Source organism: Phycisphaerae bacterium (genome assembly GCA_012729815.1).
Classification (GTDB): Bacteria; Planctomycetota; Phycisphaerae; order JAAYCJ01; family JAAYCJ01; genus JAAYCJ01.
The window spans coordinates 1-22907 of record JAAYCJ010000054.1 but is presented as its reverse complement, the minus strand read 5'-3'; the positions used below and the strand labels follow the sequence as shown (position 1 = coordinate 22907).

Here is a 22907-nt window from a genome sequence, read left to right as displayed (position 1 = left end):
AACCGGCATGAACAACGCAAGTTGGGTTCTCTTGGCGATCGGTGTTCTGTGCGGTCTGGGTCCGCCGGCCTGCTCCGCCAATGCACCGGAAGGGAGCACAGCGGTGGACGCCACCAATCCTTCTCTCACGTCTTCCGGGCCTTTCGAGACGATAAAAGCCGTGCGCCTCGTCCTGTTGCCGGATCGAAACGAGCCCGCGGAAAACGTCGCCGCGGTGTTCACGCGGCAGCTTGGCCGGCGCTGTCCGGCCGTCGCCGTGACCTCCGGCGAAGCGCCGATCACCGTCGAACTGGCCATCGAACCGGGCATCGGACGCCAGGGATTCCGGATCTCCGACCGCGGCTTGCGAACCATCCGCATCGCCGGCAACGACCGCCTCGGCCTGCTCTACGGCGTCGGCAAGTTCCTGCGCACCTGCGGCTACCGTGAAGATGGACTCGTTCTCAGTCCGTGGCGCGGCGCCTCCGTCCCCCAAAAAACCGTGCGAGGCATCTATTTCGCCACCCACTTCCACAACTACTATCACGAGGCCCCGATCGAGGAGGTCAGGCAGTACGTCGAGGACCTCTCGCTCTGGGGCGTCAACGTGCTCCTGGTCTGGTTCGACATGCACCATTTCGACAGCATCGATGACCCCAAAGCCCAGGCGATGCTGACGCGGCTGCGGGCCCTGTTTCAGACGGCCAAAGACCTGGGGCTCGCGACGGCCATGGGCACGCCGGTCAACGAAGCCTATGCCACCAGCCCAGCCGACCTGCGGGCCGACAGCGGCACGGTCAATCATAACGGCTACTACGCCGACCACGGCCCACGCATCTACAACCTCGGCCCGGAACTGTGCCCCAACAAACCCGGCGCGATGGACCTGCTCCTGAAATGGAACGAAGAGAAGCTCCGCGTCTTCCAGGAGACCGGCCTCGACTACTACATGCTCTGGCCCTACGACAGCGGCGGATGCACCTGCGAACAATGCAAGGTCTGGGGAGCGAACGGATTCCTCAAAGCGGGCGAGCCAATCGCCCGCCTCTACCGCCGGTTCTTTCCCGACGGAAAGGTCATCCTCTCCACCTGGTACTTCGACCGCTGGGGAATCGGCGAGTGGGAAGGCATCACAGCCGAATTCAACCGCCAGCGCCCGGACTGGATCGATTACATCCTGGCCGATAACTACGGTGGGAAGTTCCCGCCGTATCCTCTCGCCCACGGTTCGCCCGGCGGCCTGCCGATGATCAACTTCCCCGAAATCAGCATGTATCTCCACGAGCCGTGGGGCGGGTACGGAGCCAACCCCGCTCCGGCTTACCTGCAGTCGCTCTGGGATGTGACGAAGGACAAACTCTCCGGCGGCTTTCCCTATTCAGAGGGGATCTACGAAGACATCAACAAAGCCATCTGTGCCCAACTCTACTGGGACCCGGACCGTCCCGCCCACGAAACCGTCAGGGAGTACATCGCCTTCAACTTCTCACCCGCAGCCGTCGATCCGGTCAGTCGGGCGATCGCCATTCTCGAAAAGAACATCGAACGCCGGCGACACGACGCGGATGGCGTGACCCGCATCGTCATGACCAGCATCGCCGGCGCGGATGAGGCCTGGCGGCTGATCGCTGAGACCGACGCTCAGCTTCCCGATCCGGTGCGGCAGTCGTGGCGATGGCGCGTGCTCTACTTGCGAGCCTTAATCGACGCCGAACTGGCCCGCTGCGAGTTCCGCGTCTCCGACCGCTGCGAGGCGGCCTTCCGCGAGCTCGAGCGCATCTACCACGCCCAGCACGCCCTGGACATGGTCCGCCCGCCCGCCCACATCCGCAAATAGCGGACCGGCGGCTGCCATCTCGCCCGCCCGACGGCCCTCATCCTAACCGCCGCTGTCAGGCGGACTTACCGCTTGCGATCGCCCGCCCCAAGACGTAGAATGGTCCACGGCGGCATTGCAGCAAACCCTACCGGCCCCAGCCGGCTTGGCATCCGGACATTTTCGGCTAAACGAATCCCGCGGTCCGTGCATCTTCTGTTGCGGAATGAGGAACGTTGGTGGTCAACCGTGCCGGAAAAACGACGCCGACCGCCCCGCCCGTGCGGGCTCAACATGAGGACCGACCGGCCGCCCAGGACGTGGCCCGGTGGCGCGTGCGGCTTGTCCGGCTGGCCTACCGCTTCCTGTGGAACTGGCACGACGCCGAAGACGCGGTCCAGGACGCCCTGGCCGTAGCCGAGGGCAAACGTGAACAGATCAGGAGCCTGGAGAAATGGTGGCCGTGGGTGACGCGAATTCTGGTCAACCGATGTCACGAACTCCGGCGCCGGCCGCGGATCGATCCGGATCGTCTGGCCTCGTCGGCCCAACCGGCCGACCGGACCGCTGGCGAGATCAGCCGCAGAGAACTGGCCGAACTGCTCAAAGACCTGATCGCCGAGCTCCCGGAACAGCAGCGGACGGCCCTGGTCCTTCGCCATCTGCAGGCCATGCCGTACCGCGACATCGCCGGGATCATGGGCGTCTCCGAAAGCACCGCGCGGGTTCACGCAAGTCTGGCCCGCGAGGCGCTGCGAGAGATGATCGTTACACGCCATCCCGAATGGGAACGAACCGATTGACGCGGAGGTCCGAACATGGACTGCCGAGAAGTCCGACAACGCCTCAATGATTGGATCGACGGCCTCGCCGACGGCTGCGAAGCGCAGCTCGATGGCCATCTGGCCGACTGCCCGGAGTGCCGGCGCTATCGCCGACAGATGGAGCAGTTGATGGGCGCGCTCGATTATCTGCGCGAGGTCAGCGAGACGCCGCCCGTTCGACGTCCGCGCTCGATCCTGTGGCCGCTGATCCGCGTGGCTGCGGTGTTGCTCGTGGTCATCGGCGCATCCGCCTACGTCGCGAAAACGCGGTTCGTTTCCGAGCCGTCGCCAGCGGTCCAGGATGTCGCTTCAACGGCTGACCAGCGAGCGACCACTCCGCGGGTGCGGGTCCAACTGCAAGGCAACTCGCGCCAAAGAACCCTGGTCGTCGAAACGCCGACCGAACAACCTGGAGTTCATCTGTTTGTCCTCTATCCGACCGTACAGCCCGCGTCCTCGTCCTTGGCCCAAACGCAAATGCAATAACGTGGTTCAACCATTACAAGGAGTACCGCTATGAACAGCACTCGGCGAACGAAAGTCGCTGCCCTGTCCGTGCTGGCCGCTGTCCTTTTCGCGGCCCTGGCGACACCCGGCCGCAGTCAGACGCCGTTCGGATCGCCACCCGGAGGATATGGCCCGGCCCCGGTCGCCGATCAACCACCGCCGCCGGACGCCTCCGCCAAATTCTACGGGATAAAGTATCGCCCGGTCCGTGAGATCGCGCATATGCTGGCGGTCGCCGGCAATTTCGGCGCCGCCGTCGGACTCGATGAGCTCAACAATCGTATCGTTGTGGTCGGTACGCCTGAGCAACAGGAGCGAATCAAATCCATGATCGATCAACTCGATATCGCTCCGCCAAAACACAAGCCCCTGCAGGCCAATGTCTTCTTTCTCGAGTGCGATGTTTCCTCAGCCGGTGGGTCCGACGACGCGGCGATCGCCCATACATGGGTCCGACTGACCGGCCAGACGCTGCCCGAGGCGACCGAGTTGCCGGGCTCGATCGGCAAAGCCTTTGAATGGTTCGCGGGCCAAGGCCTCAATGTCCTCGTCCAGTGGCAGAACCTCGAAGCCGAGGGAGTCGTCCCGGACTCGGAAGTAAATTTCCAGTACCTGACCGGAATCAAAAACGCCAGCCTCAAGGTGGTCCTCAAAGCCTTGCTGGAGTCACTCAGCCCGGAGGCGCGCTACGTCGTGGATGAGAACGGCGTCCTGGTCATCGGCGTACGGGGCGCGCTGCCCGAGAACCACCCGCCGCTGCCGGATGGCCTGGTTCCCGTCGCCAAGGCGTTGGCCGCCAACGGCTTTGCCGCGCCGAGGTTGTTGACGCCGGTGATCGTCCGAACCGAACAGGGCGAGGAGTTTGCGGCCCAAGGAACGCTTGTGACGCCCTTGTCGGACTCCTTGATGATCGAGGTGGGCGGCAGAGCCACGCTCGAAGAAGACCTCAAAACCGCTCGTGTCAATCTGCACGCCTCAATCTCGCAGCCGCAGATGACCGGCGTGTCCGCCATGCCGGGTATGCCCCGTAGCGGTGGCGGCCCAGGCGGGCCGGTAGGGCAGAATCAGGTCTTCCAACTGTCCACGGCGGTTGCCGCGCCGATCGGCGAATACGTGGTCCTGGCTGGGATCTCCTCGTCGACCCCCGCTTTCGCTCCCGCGGACAAGCAGCGGGCGACGGTAGCCGTCCTGCGGATCGATCTGGTCGGCGATCAGGCCGACCAGGCCGCCCGCTGATCCCGCACCATGCGGAAAAAAAGCTGGATCGGCCGGATTTGAGTGTTGACAGCCGGTTTTTCGTGACTATGATGACATATTGCGCCGGTTGGCTATCGGCGCAACACAAGGGAAACTGAATGACAGTTAAGTTGCTGGAATTTTACTAGACTGGTGGTAGCTAGAAGGCGGTATCGCCCACGCCACCAGCACCAGCCGGTGGCTTTTTTGTTTCCCGCGTTGTTTGACAACTCAAGAACCTGCAGAACAACCTCAAGCGGCTTGTGCGGACAAGCCGAAAAAGGACGAATACGGCATCCGGGGTCGTAGCTCAGCTGGTTAGAGCGCGTCCCTGATAAGGACGAGGTCGGTGGTTCGAATCCACCCGGCCCCATTGAGGCCGAACCCGGCCTTCCGGACCCCCCGGAACCGCGGTTTACCGGGCAAAACCGCCCGCGCCGGCCTCGCCGGCTGCCGACGGGTAGCTGCCGGGGACGTAGCTCAACTGGGAGAGCGCCGGCTTTGCAAGCCGGAGGTTGCCGGTTCGATCCCGGTCGTCTCCAGTCCGATACGAAAACAGGACGGAAATGACCTCGAACGACGTAAGTGCTTGACAATGCAGAAGTTGAAAAAATAACGAAATTTTTTCGAATAAGCGTTGACAAGCAAATTGACCATGATATACTTGAAAGCCTCGACAAAAATAGGCAGTCAAGAGGCGATTGAAAAGTTTGACATCCGCAGCCGCGGGCTTCCGCGGCGATCCGAATAGACACAGCGGTTGTAGGTTCTTTGACAATTGAATAGGTCTAGGCGTGTCTGAGCACCACACAATGTCGGCTCCGACCAACCGATCCCGGTTGGACTAATCGGAGTTTCCGAGAAGGCGCGAATGAGAGCGAACGATCACTCTGTCAGCCAAAGATAGAGATGGTCAAGTTACTAAGGGTGCATGGTGGATGCCTAGGCGCCAGGAGGTGATGAAGGACGTGGCAGCCTGCGAAAAGCCCAGGGGAGTCGGCAAACAGACTTTGATCCTGGGATCTCCGAATGGGGAAACCCGGCGTCACTCCGCAAGGAGATGGCGTCACCCCCGGATGAATGCATAGTCCGGGTGGAATCAACCCGGTGAACTGAAACATCTCAGTAGCCGGAGGAAAGGAAATCAAGCGAGACTCCGTCAGTAGCGGCGAGCGAAAGCGGAATAGCCCAAACCGGGCTTCGGCCCGGGGTTGCGGGCGGGCAGCTCGGTCCTTGATGAGCTAGCAGAACGGTCTGGAAAGGCCGGCCAAAGAGGGTGACAGCCCCGTACGCGGAACTCGTTGTGGACCTTGCCCGTTCCAGAGTAGCACGGAACACGTGGAACTCCGTGTGAAGCTGGGTGGACCATCATCCAAGGCTAAGTACTCCCTGGCGACCGATAGTGAACTAGTAGGGCGATTGAAAGGTGAAAAGCACCCCTTCTAGGGGAGTGAAAAGTACCTGAAACCATGCACTTACAAGCGGTGGGAGCCCTATGCCCCTCGTGGGAATGGGTGACCGCGTGCCTTTTGCATAATGAGCCGGCGAGTTATTGTCAGCGGCAAGGCTAACCACTTCAGGTGGGCAGCCCCAGCGAAAGCGAGTCTGAATAGGGCGCTAAGTCGTTGGCGATAGACCCGAAACCAAGTGATCTACCCATGGCCAGGGTGAACCTGCCGTAACAGGCGGGGAAGGCCCGAACCCGTTAACGTTGAAAAGTTATGGGATGAGCTGTGGGGAGGAGTGAAAGTCTAATCAAACTTGGAGATATCTGGTTCTCCCCGAAATGACTTTAGGGTCAGCCTCGGACCACTACGCTACGGGGGTAGAGCTACTGAATGGAGACGGGGGCCCACCAGGCTACCCGCTCCAATCAAACTCCGAATACCGTAGCGACTATTCCGGGAGTGAGCCTACGGGCGATAACGTCCGTGGACGAGAGGGAAACATCCCAGACCGCCAGCTAAGGTCCCTAATACCTGCTAAGTGCTTAAGGAAGTCCGATTTCCGAGACAGTCAGGATGTTGGCTTAGAAGCAGCCACCATTTAAAAAGTGCGTAATAGCTTACTGACCGAGATATCGGGCGCCGAAAATGATCGGGACTCAAGCAGGTAACCGAAGCTGCGGGCTTGTATGGTTCGTCGAACCGTATGAGCGGTAGGGGAGCGTTGCTGGACAGATACAAGCGGTACCGTAAGGAGCCGTGTCGGGTCCAGCAAGTGAGAATGCCGGTATGAGTAACGATAAACCAGGTGATGAATCCTGGTCGCCGCAAGCCTAAGGTTTCCTGGGGAAGGCAAATCCGCCCAGGGTTAGTCGGATCCTAAGGCGAGGCCGAAAGGCGTAGCCGATGGGCAGCAGGTTAATATTCCTGCACTCCGTATGGAAGGCTTGTACCTGAGGGGTGACGCGGGTGTGAAAGCTGGAAGCCGGTTAGAAGTGGCTATTGGGGCTCTGGTCCCGGTCGGTAGGCAAATCCGCCGGCCATCAAGGGACTGGTGCACCGCGAGGGCCGTTTGATGCCCGAGCAGCTGAATCACCCGCCGAGAAAACCCTCGCAGGGACAACCATGCGGATCCGTACCGCAAACTGACACAGGTAGGCGAGGCGCGTAGCCTCAGGCGCTCGAGAGAACCGTCCTCAAGGAACTAGGCAATTTTACCCCGTAACTTCGGAAGAAGGGGTCCCTACAGCTCCGACAGATTAACCTTTGTCGGAGGCTGAGGGCGCAGCGAATCGGGTCTGCCGACTGTTTATCAAAAACACAGGACTCTGCATAAGTCGTATAGACGACGTATAGGGTCTGACGCCTGCCCGGTGCGGGAATGTTAAGGAAGCCGGTTATTGGCCTTCGGGCTGAGAAGCTGGCGACCGAAGCACCCGTAAACGGCGGCCGTAACTATGACGGTCCTAAGGTAGCGAAGTTCCTTGTCGGGTAAGTTCCGACCTGCATGAATGGCGTAACGAGCGGACCACTGTCTCGAGGACGGACTCGGTGAAATTGTAGTGGCGGTGCCGATACCGCCTAACCACGGCAAGACGGAAAGACCCCGTGAACCTTTACTGCAGCCTGGTATTGGCTTCTGACTGTAATTGCGTAGGATAGGTGGGAGGCGTTGAAGTCCCGATTTCGGTCGGGATGGAGCCATCCTTGAAATACCACCCTTTTGCTGTTAGAAGTCTAACCGCGATCCGTGAAGCCGGACGCGGGACCGTGCTAGGTGGGTAGTTTGACTGGGGCGGTCTCCTCCAAAAGAGTAACGGAGGAGCCCAAAGGTCAGCTCAGCGCGGTTGGCAATCGCGCAACGAGTGTAAGGGCAGAAGCTGGCTTGACTGTGAGACCGATAGGTCGAACAGATGGGAAACCAGGGCCTAATGATCCGGTGATCCTGTGTGGAAAGGTCATCGCTCAACAGATAAAAGGTACTCCGGGGATAACAGGCTGATCTCCCCCGAGCGTCCACAGCGGCGGGGAGGTTTGGCACCTCGATGTCGGCCCATCGCATCCTGGGGCTGTAGGCGGTCCCAAGGGTTGGGCTGTTCGCCCATTAAAGCGGTACGCGAGCTGGGTTCAGACCGGCGTGAGCCAGGTCGGTCCCTATCTGCCGTGGTCGTACGAGCCTTGAGGGGAGATTTCCATAGTACGAGAGGACTTGGAAGTACTGACCTCTGGTGTGCCAGTTGTCCCGCTAGGGGCATCGCTGGGTAGCTAAGTCGGGAAAGGATAATCGCTGAAAGCATCTAAGCGAGAAGCCGTCCCCAAGATAAGGGCTCGGTTCCACTTCGGTGGATGAAGGCCCCTGGTAGACTACCAGGTTGATAGGCCGGAGGTGTAAGGACAGAGATGTCCTGAGCTGACCGGTACTAACGGCCGAAGGCTTGACCATCTCTATCCTTGGCTGACTATGCCAAGGACGCGCTTAACCGTGGCGCTTGACCCCTAGACCTGTTCAATATCTTTCGGCAAACCAGCCGTCCGGAACCCTCCGGACGGATGACCCGAGTTTGTCGGTCACCATGCGTGTGGGGAAACACCTGGTCCCATTCCGAACCCAGTCGTTAAGCCCTCACGGCCGATGATAGTCCGGGATTTAAGCCCGGGCGAAAGTAGGTGATGGCCGACGTTAATTAACAAAAACCCCGTACCGGGAATCCGGTGCGGGGTTTTTTGTTGGTCGCGCCGGTGCCGCGGTGATTATAATCAATAAATAGCTCCTGGGGTGGCGGATAGTTCCGGGTGTATGGATGGGACGCGCGAGCTTGTACAGGACGGAAGAACTCGATCGGTTCTGCGATCGGTGGAAGGTCGGGGAGCTCGCCCTTTTCGGCTCCGTGCTCCGCGACGACTTTGACGCGGACAGTGACGTGGATGTGCCGGTGTCGTTCCTTCCCGAAGCCGACTGGAGTCTGCTCGATCACGTGAGAATGGAGTTGGAGGAGCCGCTGGGACGCAAGGTCGAGCTGGTCAGCCGCCGCGCGATCGAACGCAGCCGCAGCCCGATCCGACGGCGCGAGATTCTTGATTCTGCCGAGGTCTTTTATGCCGTGCGATAGGATCGGGGTCGTAGTTTTTGCCAACGCCGCGTGATTGCTGGAGCCGCTTCAGGCCCGGCCTTGAGAGTAGGTGTCAGAGAGTCAGCAGCCCGATGGTCACGGGCAGGCCGTGGGCGAGGGCGGAGGGGATGATCGAGCCGGTTTTCTCACGGATCAGGCCGAAGATCAAGCCGACCGGAAAAATCCACATGCTCCACCAGATGCCCCCGTGCGGATTGACCGCGTGGGCGGCGGCGAAGAGCAGCGACGTCAGCACCAGACCCCATCCCCACGAAACGCTCCATCGGCGAAACCGCCGGCCGAAGGCTTGGTTGAGCCGCGACTGAACGTAGCCGCGAAAGAAGATCTCCTCGCCAAACCCGACCGCCAATAGGCCATAGACAACGGCGGTTGTCTGCCGCTGCAGCGGATGAGGAACGCCGGCGGCAACCAAACCAACCGCGAGAATCAGCAAAAACGCTGCGATCCCCCTTCCTGGCGTCCTCTCGCACAGCGCAGCCGGCAGCTTGCGCGCGGCCAGGCCCATCACGACCAGAGCCACGGCGAACACCACCAGCAGAATCGCAGCCCCGGTGGCCTCTTTGCGGGCGAAACCAATGTGCCCGATGACCGGAACCATCAGGAAAAACGGCAGGAGAATCGCGAAGGCGATCAGCCCGGCCCCGATCTGCCGGATCGGTTGGGCGAAGCACAAGCCGTACGCGCCGATGGACCGCCCGGCAATCCCGACAATAAATAGCGGCAATACGATCAGGGCCAAAACGGTCAACCCGATCGGGTGAAAAAAGACCCGCTGGTCCATCTCCGCCACCGCCGACCGCTCGGCGATCCGCCACACCGCCATCAACGGCACATACACCGCCAGCACCTCGGCCACGGCGGCGATCCTGCCGCCCAAACGCAATTCGGACTGTCCGGCGAACGCATCCGGCATCGGCGCCTCACCTGCAAAAACCCCTTGGGCGCATTGTACTTCCATTTTTCCCATACAAAAAGCCCGGTGTCTGGTTCTTTAGTGGTAGACAGCTATGATGGATGGCGATGAAGGCGGATTCGGATGGGCAACGTGAGGCGGCATTTCGGACGCTGGCGGCGGACCGGCGGGATGCGATGGTGCGTGCCGCTGGACGGATCGTCCGCGACGCCGACGAAGCCGACGACGTGGTCCAGGAGACCTTGGCTGAGGTCTGGTTGCGGCTCGACCGCGTGCCGGCCGAGCGGCTGAACGCCTACGTCTTCCGCGCGGTCCAGAACAACGCCCTGAAGCGCCGGGCCCGGCGGCGCGCCGCCGTCTCGCTGGGCGATCTGTTCGAACCGGCCGCCCCGTCCGACGACGGCGATGCGGGCCGGACGATCGACCCGCTGACGCTGGAAGCGGCCCTGGCCGACCTGCCGACCGCCCAGCAGGCGGTGATCCGGATGAAATACTACGTGGGCCTGAGCTTTCGGCAGATCGGCGAGGTGCTGGCGATCTCGACCAACACCGCCGCCGGCCGTTGCCGCTACGCCTTGGCCACGCTCCGCAAATTGTTGACCAAACAAGACAAATCGGGAGAAGAACCATGATCAAGTTCGGAAAAGCCGGGTCGGTGGCGGGTACGGTGGTCGGGCTTTTTATCGCCTTCTGGCTGCCGTTCATGGTCCTGGGGCTGGGCCACAACCTCCCAGCCGTGGCTCAGACCATCATCATCTGCACCGCCATCCTGGTGGGAGGTCTGGTGTCGTTCGTGAGCGCCTTTTTTGGAACGGTCATTCCGAGCAACCTGGACGACTTGGACAAACTCGTCGGTGCGGATGGTGTCGGCGGCAGAGGCCGGATCGAGATTGTAAAGAACGGCAAGAAGATCGTCATTGAGCCGGCCCGCTCGCGGTCGTCTGGGAAACCGGGCGACGGGTTCCAGGAGATCAGCGGCCATGTGATCAACATGGACAAACCGATTGAGGGCCCCACCCGTTTCCGATGCCATACTCTCGAGATTGAAGCGGGCGCGATGGCCGACATCGACGTCGAAGCCCACGTCGCCCTCCTCTCCGGGCCGATCGACGGGCGCGTGACGTTCTTCGGCCACCATCTTGCGATCGCCGAAGGCGCGGTCCTCACCGGCGATTTGACCATCCGCCGCGCCCACACCGTGGAAATCGAGGGCCAGGTTCAGGGCGAAATCAACGGCCGCGAAAACTGCTTCGCCTTCCAGGACCTTCGCCCGCAGGCCAACTCGCCCGACACCCCGCCTGCGTAGACTGCACACCGCACACTGCCTCTGCTTCGTCCTTCTGGTTCACTCGTAACCGGAGCGAGACCACCAGAGCGTAAACGGAAATGACCATCAGCGGCACGTGCAGCAACAGGTTCCAGCGGTTGGTGTGCGGATCGAAGACGCCGATCGCGTTCCAGAAACCGATGATCGTCCCCGCCAGGGCGGTAATACGTATTACAGCGGCGTTGACCCGCGGAACGTTCAGCAGCAGCAAGCTCAGAAACACCGGCGTCATCAGGCAGAACGCCACCGCCGCCGGTCCGCCAAGAAAAGCCTCGAACCCGAAATCGGGCCCGCCGGTGCGGAAACTCAGGGGGTACCAGAACGCCAGAACCGCCAGCGGGACGTGCCAGTACCGGTACCACGGCTGTGGGGCAAAGCTGAAATCGTTCCTTCGGGCGATAGCTTCCCACGTCCAGACCGCAGCCACCAGCAGGAACATGACCAGATTGCTCAGCAAGACGCCAAACCCGTAATCTCGCGTGTGCGCGAAGCTCTGGCCGAAGGCAAAGAACACATAGCAGCCGGCGGCGTAAAGGGCAAAAAACCGACCGAAACGATTCCGCAGCACTAGAAGAGCGATCAGCATGACGACGGCCAGGACCTTCAGGACCGGGTAGACCTCCGAGTGGGCGTAGATCACGCCGTGGCTGAGGATCTGGCGGATGACCTGATTGTACTGGTCCGGTTCAAACGGCTTGGCGGTGACCGGCGGAAGAAACTGCAGCAATATAAACAGCAGGACCAGCCACCACTTACGGGTGATTCGGTCGAGCAGATGTTGCACTCTGGCGGTACGGGTTTCATTCATGGGGATGATCTCCAGCGGCTGATTCGGCGATTCGGCGAAGGGCGGCGACGTGATCGCCGAATGCGGCGCGGCCTTTGTCGGTGACGGCCAGATACGTGCGCGGCTTGCGGCCGACGAAGGTCTTCTCGACCCGAATATAGCCGGCCTCCTCGATCTTCTGCAGATGGGCGCCCAGATTGCCGTCGGTCAGGTCGAGCGTCGTCCGCAGGCAGCCAAAATCGACCTTCTCATCCGGCCGCAGCGCCATCAGGGCCGCCATGATCCGCAGCCGCGTCGGCTGACAGAGCAACTCGTCCAACTCGCCCATGCTCATCTCCATCGCAGACGCAGATAGAGCCCCGTTCCCGCCAGCGCCCCGCCGCCCAAGACCGACATCCACGCCCAGAACCAGAACTCAAGACCGTAGAAACCCACCAGGGTCAGCGCCGTCACTGCCAGTCCCAGCCACAGCATGAACCGCTCCCAGAACAACCCCAACACCACGTACGCGAACATGATCAGCGTGACGATGAAAGCGGTGACCTGATACGGACTCTGCGGCTGAAGGATCGCAATCCAGACGCCGCCGTAGACAAACAGCAACAGCCAGAACAGAGAGAACCGCCAGTCGGATGCGCTGCGGGTCGGTTCCTCAAGCCGAAAGGCCAGCACCGTCCCGGCGATACCGATCACGTCCAACCCCAGCCATATCCAACCCATGTGCTGTGGCGCAAAGTACGGCACCAGGAACCCGACTATCCAGATCACTCCCCAGAGGATCAGAACGCTGCTTCCGCTGCGGGCCGCGACCGCCTTTCGCATCCGAACCGTCGTTTGATCGATTTCTGAAAGAGCGCTCGCCGCAGCATCCTTCAAGACTTCCATGCTCAGTCCTCCAATAACAATATAGCAGAGTACTCTGCAAGATAGAGTCAATATGCTCGGGAGTCAACACCTTTCTGCCCATCCAAGGGTTTTGCCTGAAAGCTCGTACCGCGGCAGGGCGTACGGCCAGGAACCATCGCCAGGGAAAATTGAAAAAATAAAGCACGTATTTCGTTCTATTAAGTAGTGATTTAATATACGGAATGTAGTGATGGACGTTATGGAGAATGAAGATGCCAAAGTCCATTGTGTTTCTGATCCTCACTTTTCTTCTGAGTTGGCCGGTCGCCTTCTGCGCGTTCTCCTCGGGCATGGTGCCGTATTCGGGTCGTTGGTTCGCTGTGGCCGTCTTTTTCATGTTCACCCCGGCGATCTCAGCCGTCGTCACGCAGAGGTTCCTGTTTCGCGAAGAGCTCATCAGGCCCTTGGGCATCTCGTTTCGGCCCAACCGGTGGTTTCTCGTCGCGGCGCTGCTGCCCGCTTTTCTTGCGGTGGGATCGACGGCGGTCAGTTACCTCTTCCCAGCCGTTTCGCTGACGTCCGATCCGATGCAATCGAATGCTCTTTTGCTCTTCGGCCCAAGCCTTTCGGAAACGCAGCTGGCGGAGTTGCGCCGCTCCGCCACCGAACTGCCGCTGCATCCGTTCATCCTGATCTTGATCAGCGGCACCGTGGCCGGCCTGACCGTCAACGGCATCGCCGGTTTCGGCGAGGAACTGGGCTGGCGCGGGTTTTTGCTTCGCGAAACGGGCCGGCTGGGTTTTTGGGGTTCGTCGCTGGTCATCGGGATCATCTGGGGTTTGTGGCACATACCGTTCATCATTCACGGGCACAACTATCCCGGGCATCCCGTCGCTGGGATATTTATGATGGTCCTCTGGACGGTGCTCTTCGCTCCGTTGATCGCGTACGTGCGCATTCGCTCCAACTCAGTTGTCTCAGCCGCGATCATGCATGGGGTGCTCAACGGAACCGCCATGGCTCCCGCCGCCGTTCTCCGAGGCGGCGATTCGCTTGAGACTGGAGTGATGGGACTTGCGGGAATGCTGGTCCTGTGCGGTCTGAACCTGGTTCTGCTCGGTTTCGGCGGAGCGCGGGTCTGGCATGAAAGGTGGATGGCCCACGGGTTCTGCGGCGATATTGCGGCGGAAGAGCCGTTAGTGTGTGGCAGGCATATCCCTGCGATCAAGGAGCAAGCCAATGGATGAACGATTGCTTCCGATCGAGTGTCCGAGTTGCCGGGCTGGGCTGCGGGTGACGCGCCTGGTGTGTCCGGAATGCGGCACCAGCGTGGAAGGGGAGTTTGGGTTGCCCGTGCTCTGTCGGCTGCGCAGCGAAGAGCAGGCCCTGGTGGTGAACTTCATCAAGTGCGGCGGCAACCTCAAGGACCTGGCTCGGGTCTACGGCGTATCGTACCCGACGGTGCGCAATCGCCTTGATGCGCTGATGCGGGAAGTGCAGCGGCTGGAAGGCGTTGAGACGAAGGAGGAATGATCATGGCAGAGCAGGACGCAACGACAGTGCGCGAAGCCAGATCGATCTGGACGTGGCTGTTCAATCCGTTCCGGTACATCGCGGGCGGTCCGGCTCTGAGTTTGGGGCTGGCGGCGATCGCAGCGGCGGGGTTGGTGGCGTATTTCGGACGGGCGCGTTTTGACGGCGTGCTCGACTTCCACACGCAGGGCGAGCCGCCGTTCGGTCTGGCGGTGGCCGATGGGTTGATCAACTGGATCGTGATGGTCGTGCTGCTGTGGGCCGGCGGACGGCTGGTCTCGTCCACCCGCTTCAGGGCGCTGGACCTGTTGGGAACGCAGGCGCTGGCCCGCTGGCCGATGGCGATCGCGGCCCTGGCGGTGCTGCTGCCGGGGTATCAGCGGTTTTCGCTCGAGTTGATGGGCCATGTGGCGGACCCGGAATTCCTCATGGAGATTGTCTCTGTCCAGGCGGTGCTCGCGATTGTGGTCGTCTTGCTGATGGTGATCTGGATGGTGGCGTTGATGTACAACGGGTTTGCCGTATCGTGCAACCTCAGCGGAGGCAAGGCGTTAGGCATTTTCGTCCCGGCGATTATCGTGGGCGAGGTGATCTCCAATCTGTTGATCTATCGCCTGCTTCCGGGCTTTTTCGCCTCCGCCGGGGCCTGAAATCGGCTGGTTCTGGACGGGCGGCCGGCGACGAGTTATAATAGCATACCGCTTTGGGGGTGGCGGACGTCGCCGTGGAGGCGTCGGCCGCTGCGAAACATTATTCGCGATCAGACAGGGGGACACGGCCATGACCAAGGCCCGGGAACTTGCCGAGTTCGTCGTTCGCTCATCGTTCACCGACCTTTCGAAGGCGGCGCGAGATCAGCTTCGCATCTGTGTGCTCGATGCCCTCGGCTGCGCGATCGGGGCGCTGGAGGGCGAGCCGGTGCGAATGGTTCGCCACCAGATCGAGGAGTTCGGGTTGGGTGGATCGTGCAGCCTGATCGGCGGTGGGGCGGTCTCGCCGGAACGGGCGGCACTGTACAACGGGGCGCTGGTGCGGTACCTCGACTACAATGACAGCTTTCTGGCCGCGGGCGAGACGTGCCATCCGAGCGACAACGTCTCGGCGGTGCTGGCGGCGTCGGAGTTTGCCGAGTGCTCGGGCCGGGATTTCCTGACGGCCCTGGCGGTGGCCTACCAGGTGCATTGCCGGCTGAGCGAGCTGGCTCCGGTGCGACAGAAGGGTTTCGACCACACGACGCAAGGGGCGTACGCGGTGGCGGCGGGCGCGGCCAAGGCGCTGGGGCTGGACGCGGAACGGACGGCGAACTCGCTGGCGATCTGCGGCGCGTCGCTGAACGGTCTGCGAATCACGCGGAGCGGCGAGTTGTCGCAGTGGCGCGGGCTGGCCTATCCGCACATGGCGCTGGCGGCGACGGACGCGGTGCTTCTGGCGGCCAAGGGGGTCACCGGTCCGCTGGACGTCTTCGAGGGTCGCGGGGGTTTTATCGACACGATCGCCGGTCACTTCGTGATCGACTGGCAGGTCGAGGATCTGGAACGGATCAATCACGTGTGTCTCAAGAAGCATGATGCCGACATCCACGCCCAGTCGGCGGTCGAGGCGGTGATCGAGTTGCAGGCCGAGCAGGGATTCGCCGCCGACGACGTCGAGCGGGTGGAGATCGACATCTTCGAGATCGCCTACAACCTGATCGGCGGCGGCGAGGAAGGCCCTCGCCACGAGGTGCACACCAAGGAGCAGGCGGATCGCAGCCTGCCCTACGTCATTGCGGCGGCGCTGCTGGACGGCCACGTGCTGCCGCAGCAGTACACACACGAGCGGATCAGCCGCGAGGACGTCCAGGAACTGCTGCGGAAGGTGGAAGTCCGCCCGCTGGATGAATTCAGTTGGCGCTTTCCGGAGGAGATGCCGTGCCGCGTGCGGGTCTATCTGACCGACCGGCGGGTGGTCGAGAAGGAGAAGCGCGACTACGACGGGTTCTACACCCGGCCGATGTCGTGGAGCGACGCGGTGACGAAATTCGAGCGCCTGGCCACCCGCTACGTCGAGGCCCCGCTGCGGCAGGACATCATCGACGTGGTCGACAACCTGGCGAACCTGGAGGTCACGGAACTGACCGGGTTGCTGATGAGAATCCCCGATCCGACCAGGAGCACGCTGGTCTAGGCCGCGAGATCGGCGTCGCGACGTTACGTCCATATCCGGCGAATCCGGGCGCTCCTTGGCTTCCCCATCCGACGGGGTCGGGCCACCGGGTCTGCAGAAGCGTTCCCGCGAACACCATTGACAGTCCATCTGAACATTGGTAAATTGACTTTGCGGACCTATCCTCGGGCAACACGCAGATGGGAGGCCCAGGCAGCAGTACCGCCGATGGCGGCATGACAATTCTCGCTGGCAGGTCTTAGGCGAAAGTGTTTGATCGCGGAGAGTCTTGTTCCGCGCTTCTTGTGCCTCGGGATGTTTCCACTCGCAGGCGCCGTTTGGTCGAATGTGAATTCGGATTCACGATGTCAATCGAGGATGGAGGCAACCATGAGAACGTCAGGACGGTCCGTAGCTGTGCGTGCGTGGCTGTGGGTGGCGCTGGTAGCGGGGTTGTGCGGCTGGCCGGCCGTCGGCGTCGAAACGGCGGTTGACTTCAATCAGGTGAGTGTTGAGCAGCTCGATGCGTTTTTGACTGAGATGTCGGGTGGGGAGTTGACGTCCCAGATGCCGGCCCCATCCACGAGCGTCCCGCGGATCGATCCGGCGCTGGTGTCGCGCGAGCGGTTGCCGGTTGCCTGTCCAGCCGCTTCGGATCGGCCGATGCCTGCCGCAACTCCCGAGGATTACCTGCGGTTCCTGGCCCAACGGAATGCGCTGGCCGCCGAGTCGCAGGCCGCTGTCGAGTCGCCGTCTATGACCCTCTTGGGCACGCTGGACGGAGGCGCAACCAGTGGGCTGATCGAGATCAACTCCGATATCACCACCAACGCGATCTGGACCGCCGGCAATACCTACCACGTGACCGCCAACGTCAACGTCCAGGCCCTGCTGGTGATCGAGCCGGGAACCGTGGTGACGTTTGGTTCGGGCTATCGCCTGAAGGTCAACAGCGGCGGGACGATCGTGGCCCGCGGGACCCCGGGTAATCCCATCGTATTCACCTCCGACGCCGCAACGCCGGCCTGGGGCGACTACTATTGCGCCGTCCTGATCGAATCGACGGCTTCGGTGGCCTGCGAGGTCTGCTTCTGCGTGGTCGAGTTCGCCTACGTCGGCCTGGGCACGGAGGATATCCACCTCGACGAGCCGCTGCACGACAACTTCATCTACCACTCCTACATCGGCATCTGGCAGACCGGGGCCGACGTGACCGACGTGCTGAACAACCAGATCATCGACTCCGCCGCCGCCGGTATCTTTGTCGATATGAACTCCTTCAGCGGCCCCGCATCGCCCGATGCGAGGATGGCCATCCGCCACAATACGATCGACCTGGCGGAGTGGGATGGAATCCTCATCTTCGGCGCACTCGATCCGCAGGAGGCCGGAACGGTGGAGATGACCAGCAATCTGATCTCGCGGACCATGTGCGGCATTGATCTCCTGGACGGCTACGTGATTCCCATCGTGGTATGCACCGGCTACTACGCCAACACCCAGAACAGCAACTTTGTTCTGATTCCCGGCTTCGTGGAGGACTATCCGCAGGAGGTCTTCGAAAGCCCCTACGACCCGGGCCTCGGGCCGCTGGAGGGATATTACCTGGATCGCTACTCGCCGCTGGTCGATACCGGGTGGGGCACGATCGGGCTCGCCGAACCGCAGCTGACCGGCTCGGCCACGTCGGCCGATCGCGAGCCGGACACCGGAACGATCGATATCGGATTCCACTACTCCAACTTCGACCTCGCCAATGTCGGGACCGCCACCTACCTTGAAGCGGACATTAACCGCGACGGCCAGGTCGGCGTGGGCGACCTGGGCATTCTGGCTACGCAGTACGGCCAGACCACCTCGCCGGGATACAACTACCTGGAGGCCGACATCGACCGCGACGGCGAGGTCGGCGTCGGTGACCTTGGCATTCTGGCGACCCAGTACGGCCAGTCCGGCCTCACGCGGCCGACCATCGCCGCGACGGTCGACGGCGATCCCAACGACCTTTCGGGCTGGTGCCTTGCCTCAACGTCGGGCGACACCTCCGGAGAGGCCTATGTGCAGGTCTTCCTTGACGGACGGTTCATCGGAAAGGTCCATCCGTCCTATGGAAGTCCGTCGCTGGAGGTCGAGACGTCAACCGAAGCGAACGGCTCTCACGCGCTCAAGCTCGTGGGCGTGGATCCAAACTCGGTCGTCACGCTGTCCGCGACCCTTCCTGTCTGGTTCGACAACGACCTGCACCTGCTGACCACCAGCGACAACTTCATCGCCGGGCGGGACCATCCGCTCGCCGCGATGTACGGAGGAAGCGAGGACCTGACCGTCAGCGTCTTCGACACCGCCGGCACTGTCCAGTGGACCGTGACGCTGACCACCGGCGGCTCGCTGTGCGTTTCGATCCCGGACACCGCGCTGGTCGATCAGATCAACCAGTGCGTGGTCGAGGAGGATGCGGGCGCCAGCCGCGTCCTCTGCGCGCACACCCTTGGACAGTGGGTCGATCCGAACGACGCGAGCACATCCACCGCCGACGCGCTGATCTTCCTGCCCTCAAGCCGGCGCAACCATCTGGCATGGGACAGGATCGTCCAGGTCATCGACGCCTGCACGAACGAGAGCCTGGACTACGCCGTCCTGGCCGGGCGGTCCTGCACGTGGGACAACCTGGCCCACTGGCTCGTCGATCCGCCCGATGTGCACTTCCTCTACGGCATGGGTCGTGCCGGCGGCGCGCCGACCGCAAGCGGATTCCGTTCCACGATGGAACTGTACGACGGCGGAGAGGTATTCTCTTACCTGAGGCGCGACTTTAGCTCCGTGCCCGCGTGGTACGAGGATCTCTCGCCGGTCTTCGAGCAGGACTCGCAGCTGTCGATCGGCTCTTTGGGGCTCATGGATTCCGGGCGGTTCAAGATTGCGTTCCTTGATACCTGTGAGGTCGGAGCGTCCGACGACATGGCGATGGCCCTTGGGATGTACTCGAGCGCGAGCCAACTGGAACTCGATCAGGTCTGTCTGGGCTGGGATGTCCCCGTCCCGATGGTGGGCGGCGATGCCGATGACTTCCAGACCTACGTGCAGCGATTCTTCTCCACGGACTGGAACGGTCTGTGCGGCGGCCTGGGCAACCCGAACGCCAGCGTCTACAGCGCCCTGTGTTTCGCTCCCGACTTTACCGGCGGAAGCTTGATCGGCCAACACATCCAGGCGTGGGGCTATGCTCAGGAGGCGACGCCGCTGGTGCCGTCCACCCGCTGGGGCCAGGGACTCACCGCGATCTACTGGTGGATATTCTGGTAACCGCCGCAGAGTCGCTCCCGCGGGCTCCGGTCATCCGGGCTCTGTGCGAAAGGCAGGTCGTAACGGTCGCGGTTCCCTGTGCGGGATCAGAACTGCTGCGAGAGGGTTCGAAGCCAGTACTCCGCCCGCAGGTACGGGTCGTTGTTGGACAGGTCGTCCTGCCAGTTGTAGTCGCTGCGGTACTTCTCAGCGATCACCGCGATAATCTGCGGCGCCGAGCAGCCGTGATCGGTCAGTTCGCGGATCAGATGCCGCAGATGGGTCGGCTTCAGCAGCAGATCGTTGGGCCGGCCGAGGGCGGCGGCGGACTGTTCCGAGAGACCGTCGCGGTAGAGCGAAGCCCAGTCGGGCGCCGCCAGCGGGCCCCAGAAACGTTCCGGATCCGTGATCTCGGGATCGTCGCGCCGGATCAGATCGAGCGCGGCGGCGCGTTCCGCGTTCTCGACGGTGGCGTCTTGGAGCTGCTCGGCGAGCCGGCGATGCCGGCGATAGGCGCCGGAAGTCAGATAACCGCCGAGCAGACGCGTGAAATCAGCCGATGGGATCGCCGTGGTGGTGCGGGCGGCCAACTCCGCGGCGAGCTGATAGTGGCCGCGGTCGTCGGCCCGAATTTCCAGGCACTGCCGCAGATCGAGCCCGGCGGTCGGGATGGCCACCAGCGGCGGACCGCGGTACTCATAGATCGGGAAGATCAGCGGTTTGCGGTGGAGCGAAAACACGCAGCGGGTGGACCGCTGGGTGATCAGATACCCGTAGAGCGTCGAGTCGAAGATGATGATCTGGTCGCGATCGTAGACGTCGGAGGTGCGCAGCAGCAACTCGGTGCGCAGGCGGATGCGGTCGAAAATGTAATCGGCCAGATGGCCGAGCATCAGAAACACGCTCGCGTCGCGGACCACGGGCGCCGAGTCGCCGTTCTCGACGGTCCCGATCAGCCTGGCCGCGGCGGTCGCGGGCAGAACGGCGAGACGCCCGGCCGCCCGCAGCAGCGCCTGATAGGACGACGATGACCGCTCGATGGCCGCGACGAAGTGATAGCCCTGGCCGGTCATCAGCTCCAGATACGCCACGCCGTAGCGGCTAAGGACGTCGCGGATGGCCAGGCGGGTCGGTTCGATCTTCTGGAACGTCGTCAGCGGCTCGTGGAAGATCTCGCCGGGGAATGTCCTGTTGCCGTACTCCAGGTCAATGGCGAAGATCACGCGGCTGTAGTCGAGAATGCTGCGGTAGATCCCGTCGCCGCTGGCGAGGGCCTCGGCAACGCGGCCGGGTCCGCGACAACGGTGCTCATAGCCGAGGCTCGGCTCGCCCGTGCTGATGAACACGGCGTCGTGGGCGTATTCCCTGATGCGATCGGCGATGGCTGGGTGTTGATAGTATTCGCGGTTCATGGCGATCCGACGAACGATCTGACCGTTCGTTCCGACTCCTTGAGCTTGTCCCTCGGTCCGGTGTAGACCTCCAGAATGATGGACTTGTCGCTCAGGAGCGGGAGGATCTCCTTGAGTTCGGGATGGATCTTGGTAGGGGTGATCGGGTCGTGGGTGCGAACCGGATCGACGCCGAAGTTGGCCAGGTGGTAGAACGCGATCCGGTCGCGGTACTGCTCGATGAAACCGGCCACCTGCTCGACCAGGCCGACATCCAGCGACGGCTGGTACATCGCCCGCCGCCGATCCTCGTTCTCCTGGACGATCCGGCGGGTGTTCCAGATGTGGGGGACGTCGAGGACGACCTTGACCGGGGCCCACTGGCTGCAGGTCTCCTGGAGTTCGATGAGTTCCTCGAGCATGGCCGGGTACTTGCTGAACTCGATGTTCTCCAGGCACAGATCGAACGTATAGCCCCTGTCGCGGTAGTGGGGGACGATCTGGTTGCGGAACGTGTGCAGGAAGACGCGCCGGCGGTGCTGACGCTCGTCGAGGTTCAGGGGGTATTCGGCGTTGACCGGATGGATGACAAAGGCGCCGGCGCCGACGCGGTGGGCGAAGTCCATGCTGGCCAGCGTCTTGCGGATGTCGTCTTCGCCCTTGGGTTCGGTGGGAGTCGAGATGTCGATCCCGTTGGACGGGGCGTGGACGGTGCGGAAGGGGCAGCGGCACAGCAGATCCATGGCCGCGTCAACGTCCCAGATGCCGAACTCCGGCTGCAGTTCGACGCCGTCGGCGGGATTAAGGAATTCAAGTACTTCCAAGAGATTGCGCTGCTGCGGATTGCAGTCGGATATGGCGAACCCGACGTAGGTCTGGCCCATCGGACACCCCTGCGGTTCATCGACCCTTTGTAGCTCCCCGGCGGCTACCTAAAGGATATGCCGACCGATGGCGTGGAACAACAGGAAAATGCGGATAGCGTCCGTGGAGCTTATGGGTGCCGCGATGCCGGCTGACGGAATCTTGCCTACGGGGCCGGCGGTTCCTCCGGTCGGTAGAAGCTGACCCGGGTGACGAAGTCGGCGAACTGGCGGGTCATCTCCTTGGGCACGCAGGCCCATTCGCCGTGTCCCAGATTCACCGACCGGTAGCATCGAGAGGCGTCGCGCGAGTTGCGGCTGATGAAGAACAGCCGTGTCTCGGGCGGCTTTTCGACCTCGGCGTCGTAAAGGGCCAGGATCTGGTCCTGGTTGGAAGCCGGGTTGGCCACGAATCCCGCATGGCCCGAGAGGGACGACCCGACGTTGGGGCTGATCGTCCAGAAACCGGGATTGAACTCGACCGTGTTGGGGCTGCCGGTGATGGTGTTGCTGGTGTCGAAGATATCCAGTTCGCCACTCATGTTGGTTCCGTAGGTGACATTGCTGGCGAAATTGCCGAACTGCATCTGGATGATGAACCGGCCGTTGGCCCGTCGGCCCAGGTTGGCCAGCACGTGGTCCTCATACATCCGAAGGATCGCTCCTTCGAAGCCGTGCTTGTAGTTGAAGGTCGCCAGCGGGCCCTGACAGCCCGCCAGCAGAAGCAGTACGGGAAAAAGGAGCCTGCGTCTGAGGACTATGGCATTCACGGTGGCAGCCTCTGTGATTTCAGAAGTCCCATCAATCACCCGCTCCGCCGCTCGGGGCGTCTCCAGATTATATCGGGCCAAGCGGCGGCGGTTCTGGATTTGAATCGATCAT

The 22907-nt window shown here is 62.1% G+C and carries 19 protein-coding genes, 2 tRNA genes and 2 rRNA genes; 16 read left to right on the top strand and 7 right to left on the bottom strand.

The annotated features are described in order from the left end of the window. The first annotated feature begins 7 nt into the window (after positions 1–7). The 9 genes from GXY33_04280 (at position 8) to GXY33_04240 (ending at position 8917) form a co-directional block, all read left to right on the top strand. Positions 8–1816, top strand: coding sequence for a hypothetical protein (locus GXY33_04280; GenBank protein ID NLX04343.1), 1809 nt, complete (start codon positions 8–10; stop codon positions 1814–1816). A 218-nt stretch (positions 1817–2034) separates the two neighbouring features. After that, entirely contained in the window at positions 2035–2598 is a 564-nt protein-coding gene (locus tag GXY33_04275; GenBank protein NLX04342.1) for a sigma-70 family RNA polymerase sigma factor, read from the top strand. Between the two features lie 15 nt (positions 2599–2613). Then, complete coding sequence (locus GXY33_04270) at positions 2614–3105, top strand: hypothetical protein (protein NLX04341.1); 492 nt, start codon at positions 2614–2616, stop codon at positions 3103–3105. Positions 3106–3135: 30 nt separating this feature from the next. Then, positions 3136–4362, top strand: a complete 1227-nt coding sequence (locus tag GXY33_04265; protein NLX04340.1) for a hypothetical protein — start codon at positions 3136–3138, stop codon at positions 4360–4362. Positions 4363–4661: 299 nt separating this feature from the next. Next, positions 4662–4735: transfer RNA gene (locus tag GXY33_04260), tRNA-Ile, on the top strand. A gap of 96 nt (positions 4736–4831) precedes the next feature. Continuing rightward, positions 4832–4904, top strand: a tRNA-Ala gene (locus tag GXY33_04255). A gap of 367 nt (positions 4905–5271) precedes the next feature. Continuing rightward, positions 5272–8250, top strand: a 23S ribosomal RNA gene (locus GXY33_04250). A 120-nt stretch (positions 8251–8370) separates the two neighbouring features. After that, positions 8371–8487, top strand: a 5S ribosomal RNA gene (rrf, locus tag GXY33_04245). 121 nt (positions 8488–8608) lie between these two features. Continuing rightward, a complete protein-coding gene (locus tag GXY33_04240) occupies positions 8609–8917 on the top strand; it encodes a nucleotidyltransferase (GenBank protein ID NLX04339.1) in 309 nt (102 codons plus the stop codon). Between the two features lie 73 nt (positions 8918–8990). On the opposite strand, the gene GXY33_04235 is transcribed toward GXY33_04240, so the two are convergent. After that, positions 8991–9851, bottom strand: coding sequence for a CPBP family intramembrane metalloprotease (locus tag GXY33_04235; GenBank protein ID NLX04338.1), 861 nt, complete (start codon positions 9849–9851; stop codon positions 8991–8993). Positions 9852–9958: 107 nt separating this feature from the next. On the opposite strand from GXY33_04235, the gene GXY33_04230 reads away from it, so the two are divergent. Continuing rightward, entirely contained in the window at positions 9959–10483 is a 525-nt protein-coding gene (locus GXY33_04230) for a sigma-70 family RNA polymerase sigma factor (protein ID NLX04337.1), read from the top strand. Further along, positions 10480–11157, top strand: coding sequence for a hypothetical protein (locus tag GXY33_04225; protein ID NLX04336.1), 678 nt, complete (start codon positions 10480–10482; stop codon positions 11155–11157). Before GXY33_04230 ends, GXY33_04225 begins: the two co-directional genes overlap by 4 nt. Here the strand turns inward: GXY33_04225 and GXY33_04220 are convergent. Genes GXY33_04220 through GXY33_04210 form a run of 3 tightly spaced genes read right to left on the bottom strand, consistent with a single transcriptional unit; the run spans position 11081 to position 12787 of the window. Further along, positions 11081–11986: a hypothetical protein gene (locus GXY33_04220; protein ID NLX04335.1), complete on the bottom strand. Its 906-nt coding sequence runs from the start codon at positions 11984–11986 to the stop codon at positions 11081–11083. The two genes, GXY33_04225 and GXY33_04220, sit on opposite strands and share 77 nt — an antisense overlap. After that, positions 11979–12293 (bottom strand): transcriptional regulator, encoded by a 315-nt coding sequence (locus GXY33_04215; protein NLX04334.1) that lies wholly within the window; start codon positions 12291–12293, stop codon positions 11979–11981. Before GXY33_04215 ends, GXY33_04220 begins: the two co-directional genes overlap by 8 nt. A 2-nt stretch (positions 12294–12295) precedes the next feature. After that, the gene (locus GXY33_04210) at positions 12296–12787 is read right to left on the bottom strand and encodes a hypothetical protein (protein NLX04333.1); all 492 of its coding nucleotides are present in this window, start codon (positions 12785–12787) and stop codon (positions 12296–12298) included. 419 nt (positions 12788–13206) lie between these two features. Between GXY33_04210 and GXY33_04205 the strand changes: the two genes are divergently transcribed. The 5 genes from GXY33_04205 (at position 13207) to GXY33_04185 (ending at position 19792) form a co-directional block, all read left to right on the top strand. Further along, complete coding sequence (locus tag GXY33_04205) at positions 13207–14058, top strand: CPBP family intramembrane metalloprotease (GenBank protein NLX04332.1); 852 nt, start codon at positions 13207–13209, stop codon at positions 14056–14058. Next, positions 14051–14344: a DUF2089 domain-containing protein gene (locus GXY33_04200; GenBank protein ID NLX04331.1), complete on the top strand. Its 294-nt coding sequence runs from the start codon at positions 14051–14053 to the stop codon at positions 14342–14344. Before GXY33_04205 ends, GXY33_04200 begins: the two co-directional genes overlap by 8 nt. Before the next feature lie 2 nt (positions 14345–14346). Next, entirely contained in the window at positions 14347–14994 is a 648-nt protein-coding gene (locus GXY33_04195) for a hypothetical protein (protein ID NLX04330.1), read from the top strand. A gap of 130 nt (positions 14995–15124) precedes the next feature. Then, complete coding sequence (locus tag GXY33_04190) at positions 15125–16510, top strand: MmgE/PrpD family protein (GenBank protein NLX04329.1); 1386 nt, start codon at positions 15125–15127, stop codon at positions 16508–16510. Between the two features lie 369 nt (positions 16511–16879). Then, a complete protein-coding gene (locus GXY33_04185; GenBank protein NLX04328.1) occupies positions 16880–19792 on the top strand; it encodes a hypothetical protein in 2913 nt (970 codons plus the stop codon). An 86-nt stretch (positions 19793–19878) separates the two neighbouring features. Here the strand turns inward: GXY33_04185 and GXY33_04180 are convergent, their stop codons facing one another. From GXY33_04180 to GXY33_04170, 3 genes are all read right to left on the bottom strand, one after another. Then, positions 19879–21183 (bottom strand): hypothetical protein, encoded by a 1305-nt coding sequence (locus GXY33_04180; GenBank protein NLX04327.1) that lies wholly within the window; start codon positions 21181–21183, stop codon positions 19879–19881. Then, positions 21180–22046 carry a TIM barrel protein gene (locus GXY33_04175; protein ID NLX04326.1) on the bottom strand — a complete coding sequence of 289 codons (867 nt, stop codon included), beginning with the start codon at positions 22044–22046 and terminating at the stop codon, positions 21180–21182. Before GXY33_04175 ends, GXY33_04180 begins: the two co-directional genes overlap by 4 nt. 146 nt (positions 22047–22192) lie before the next feature. Further along, positions 22193–22795 carry a hypothetical protein gene (locus tag GXY33_04170; protein NLX04325.1) on the bottom strand — a complete coding sequence of 201 codons (603 nt, stop codon included), beginning with the start codon at positions 22793–22795 and terminating at the stop codon, positions 22193–22195. Positions 22796–22907 lie beyond the last annotated feature (112 nt).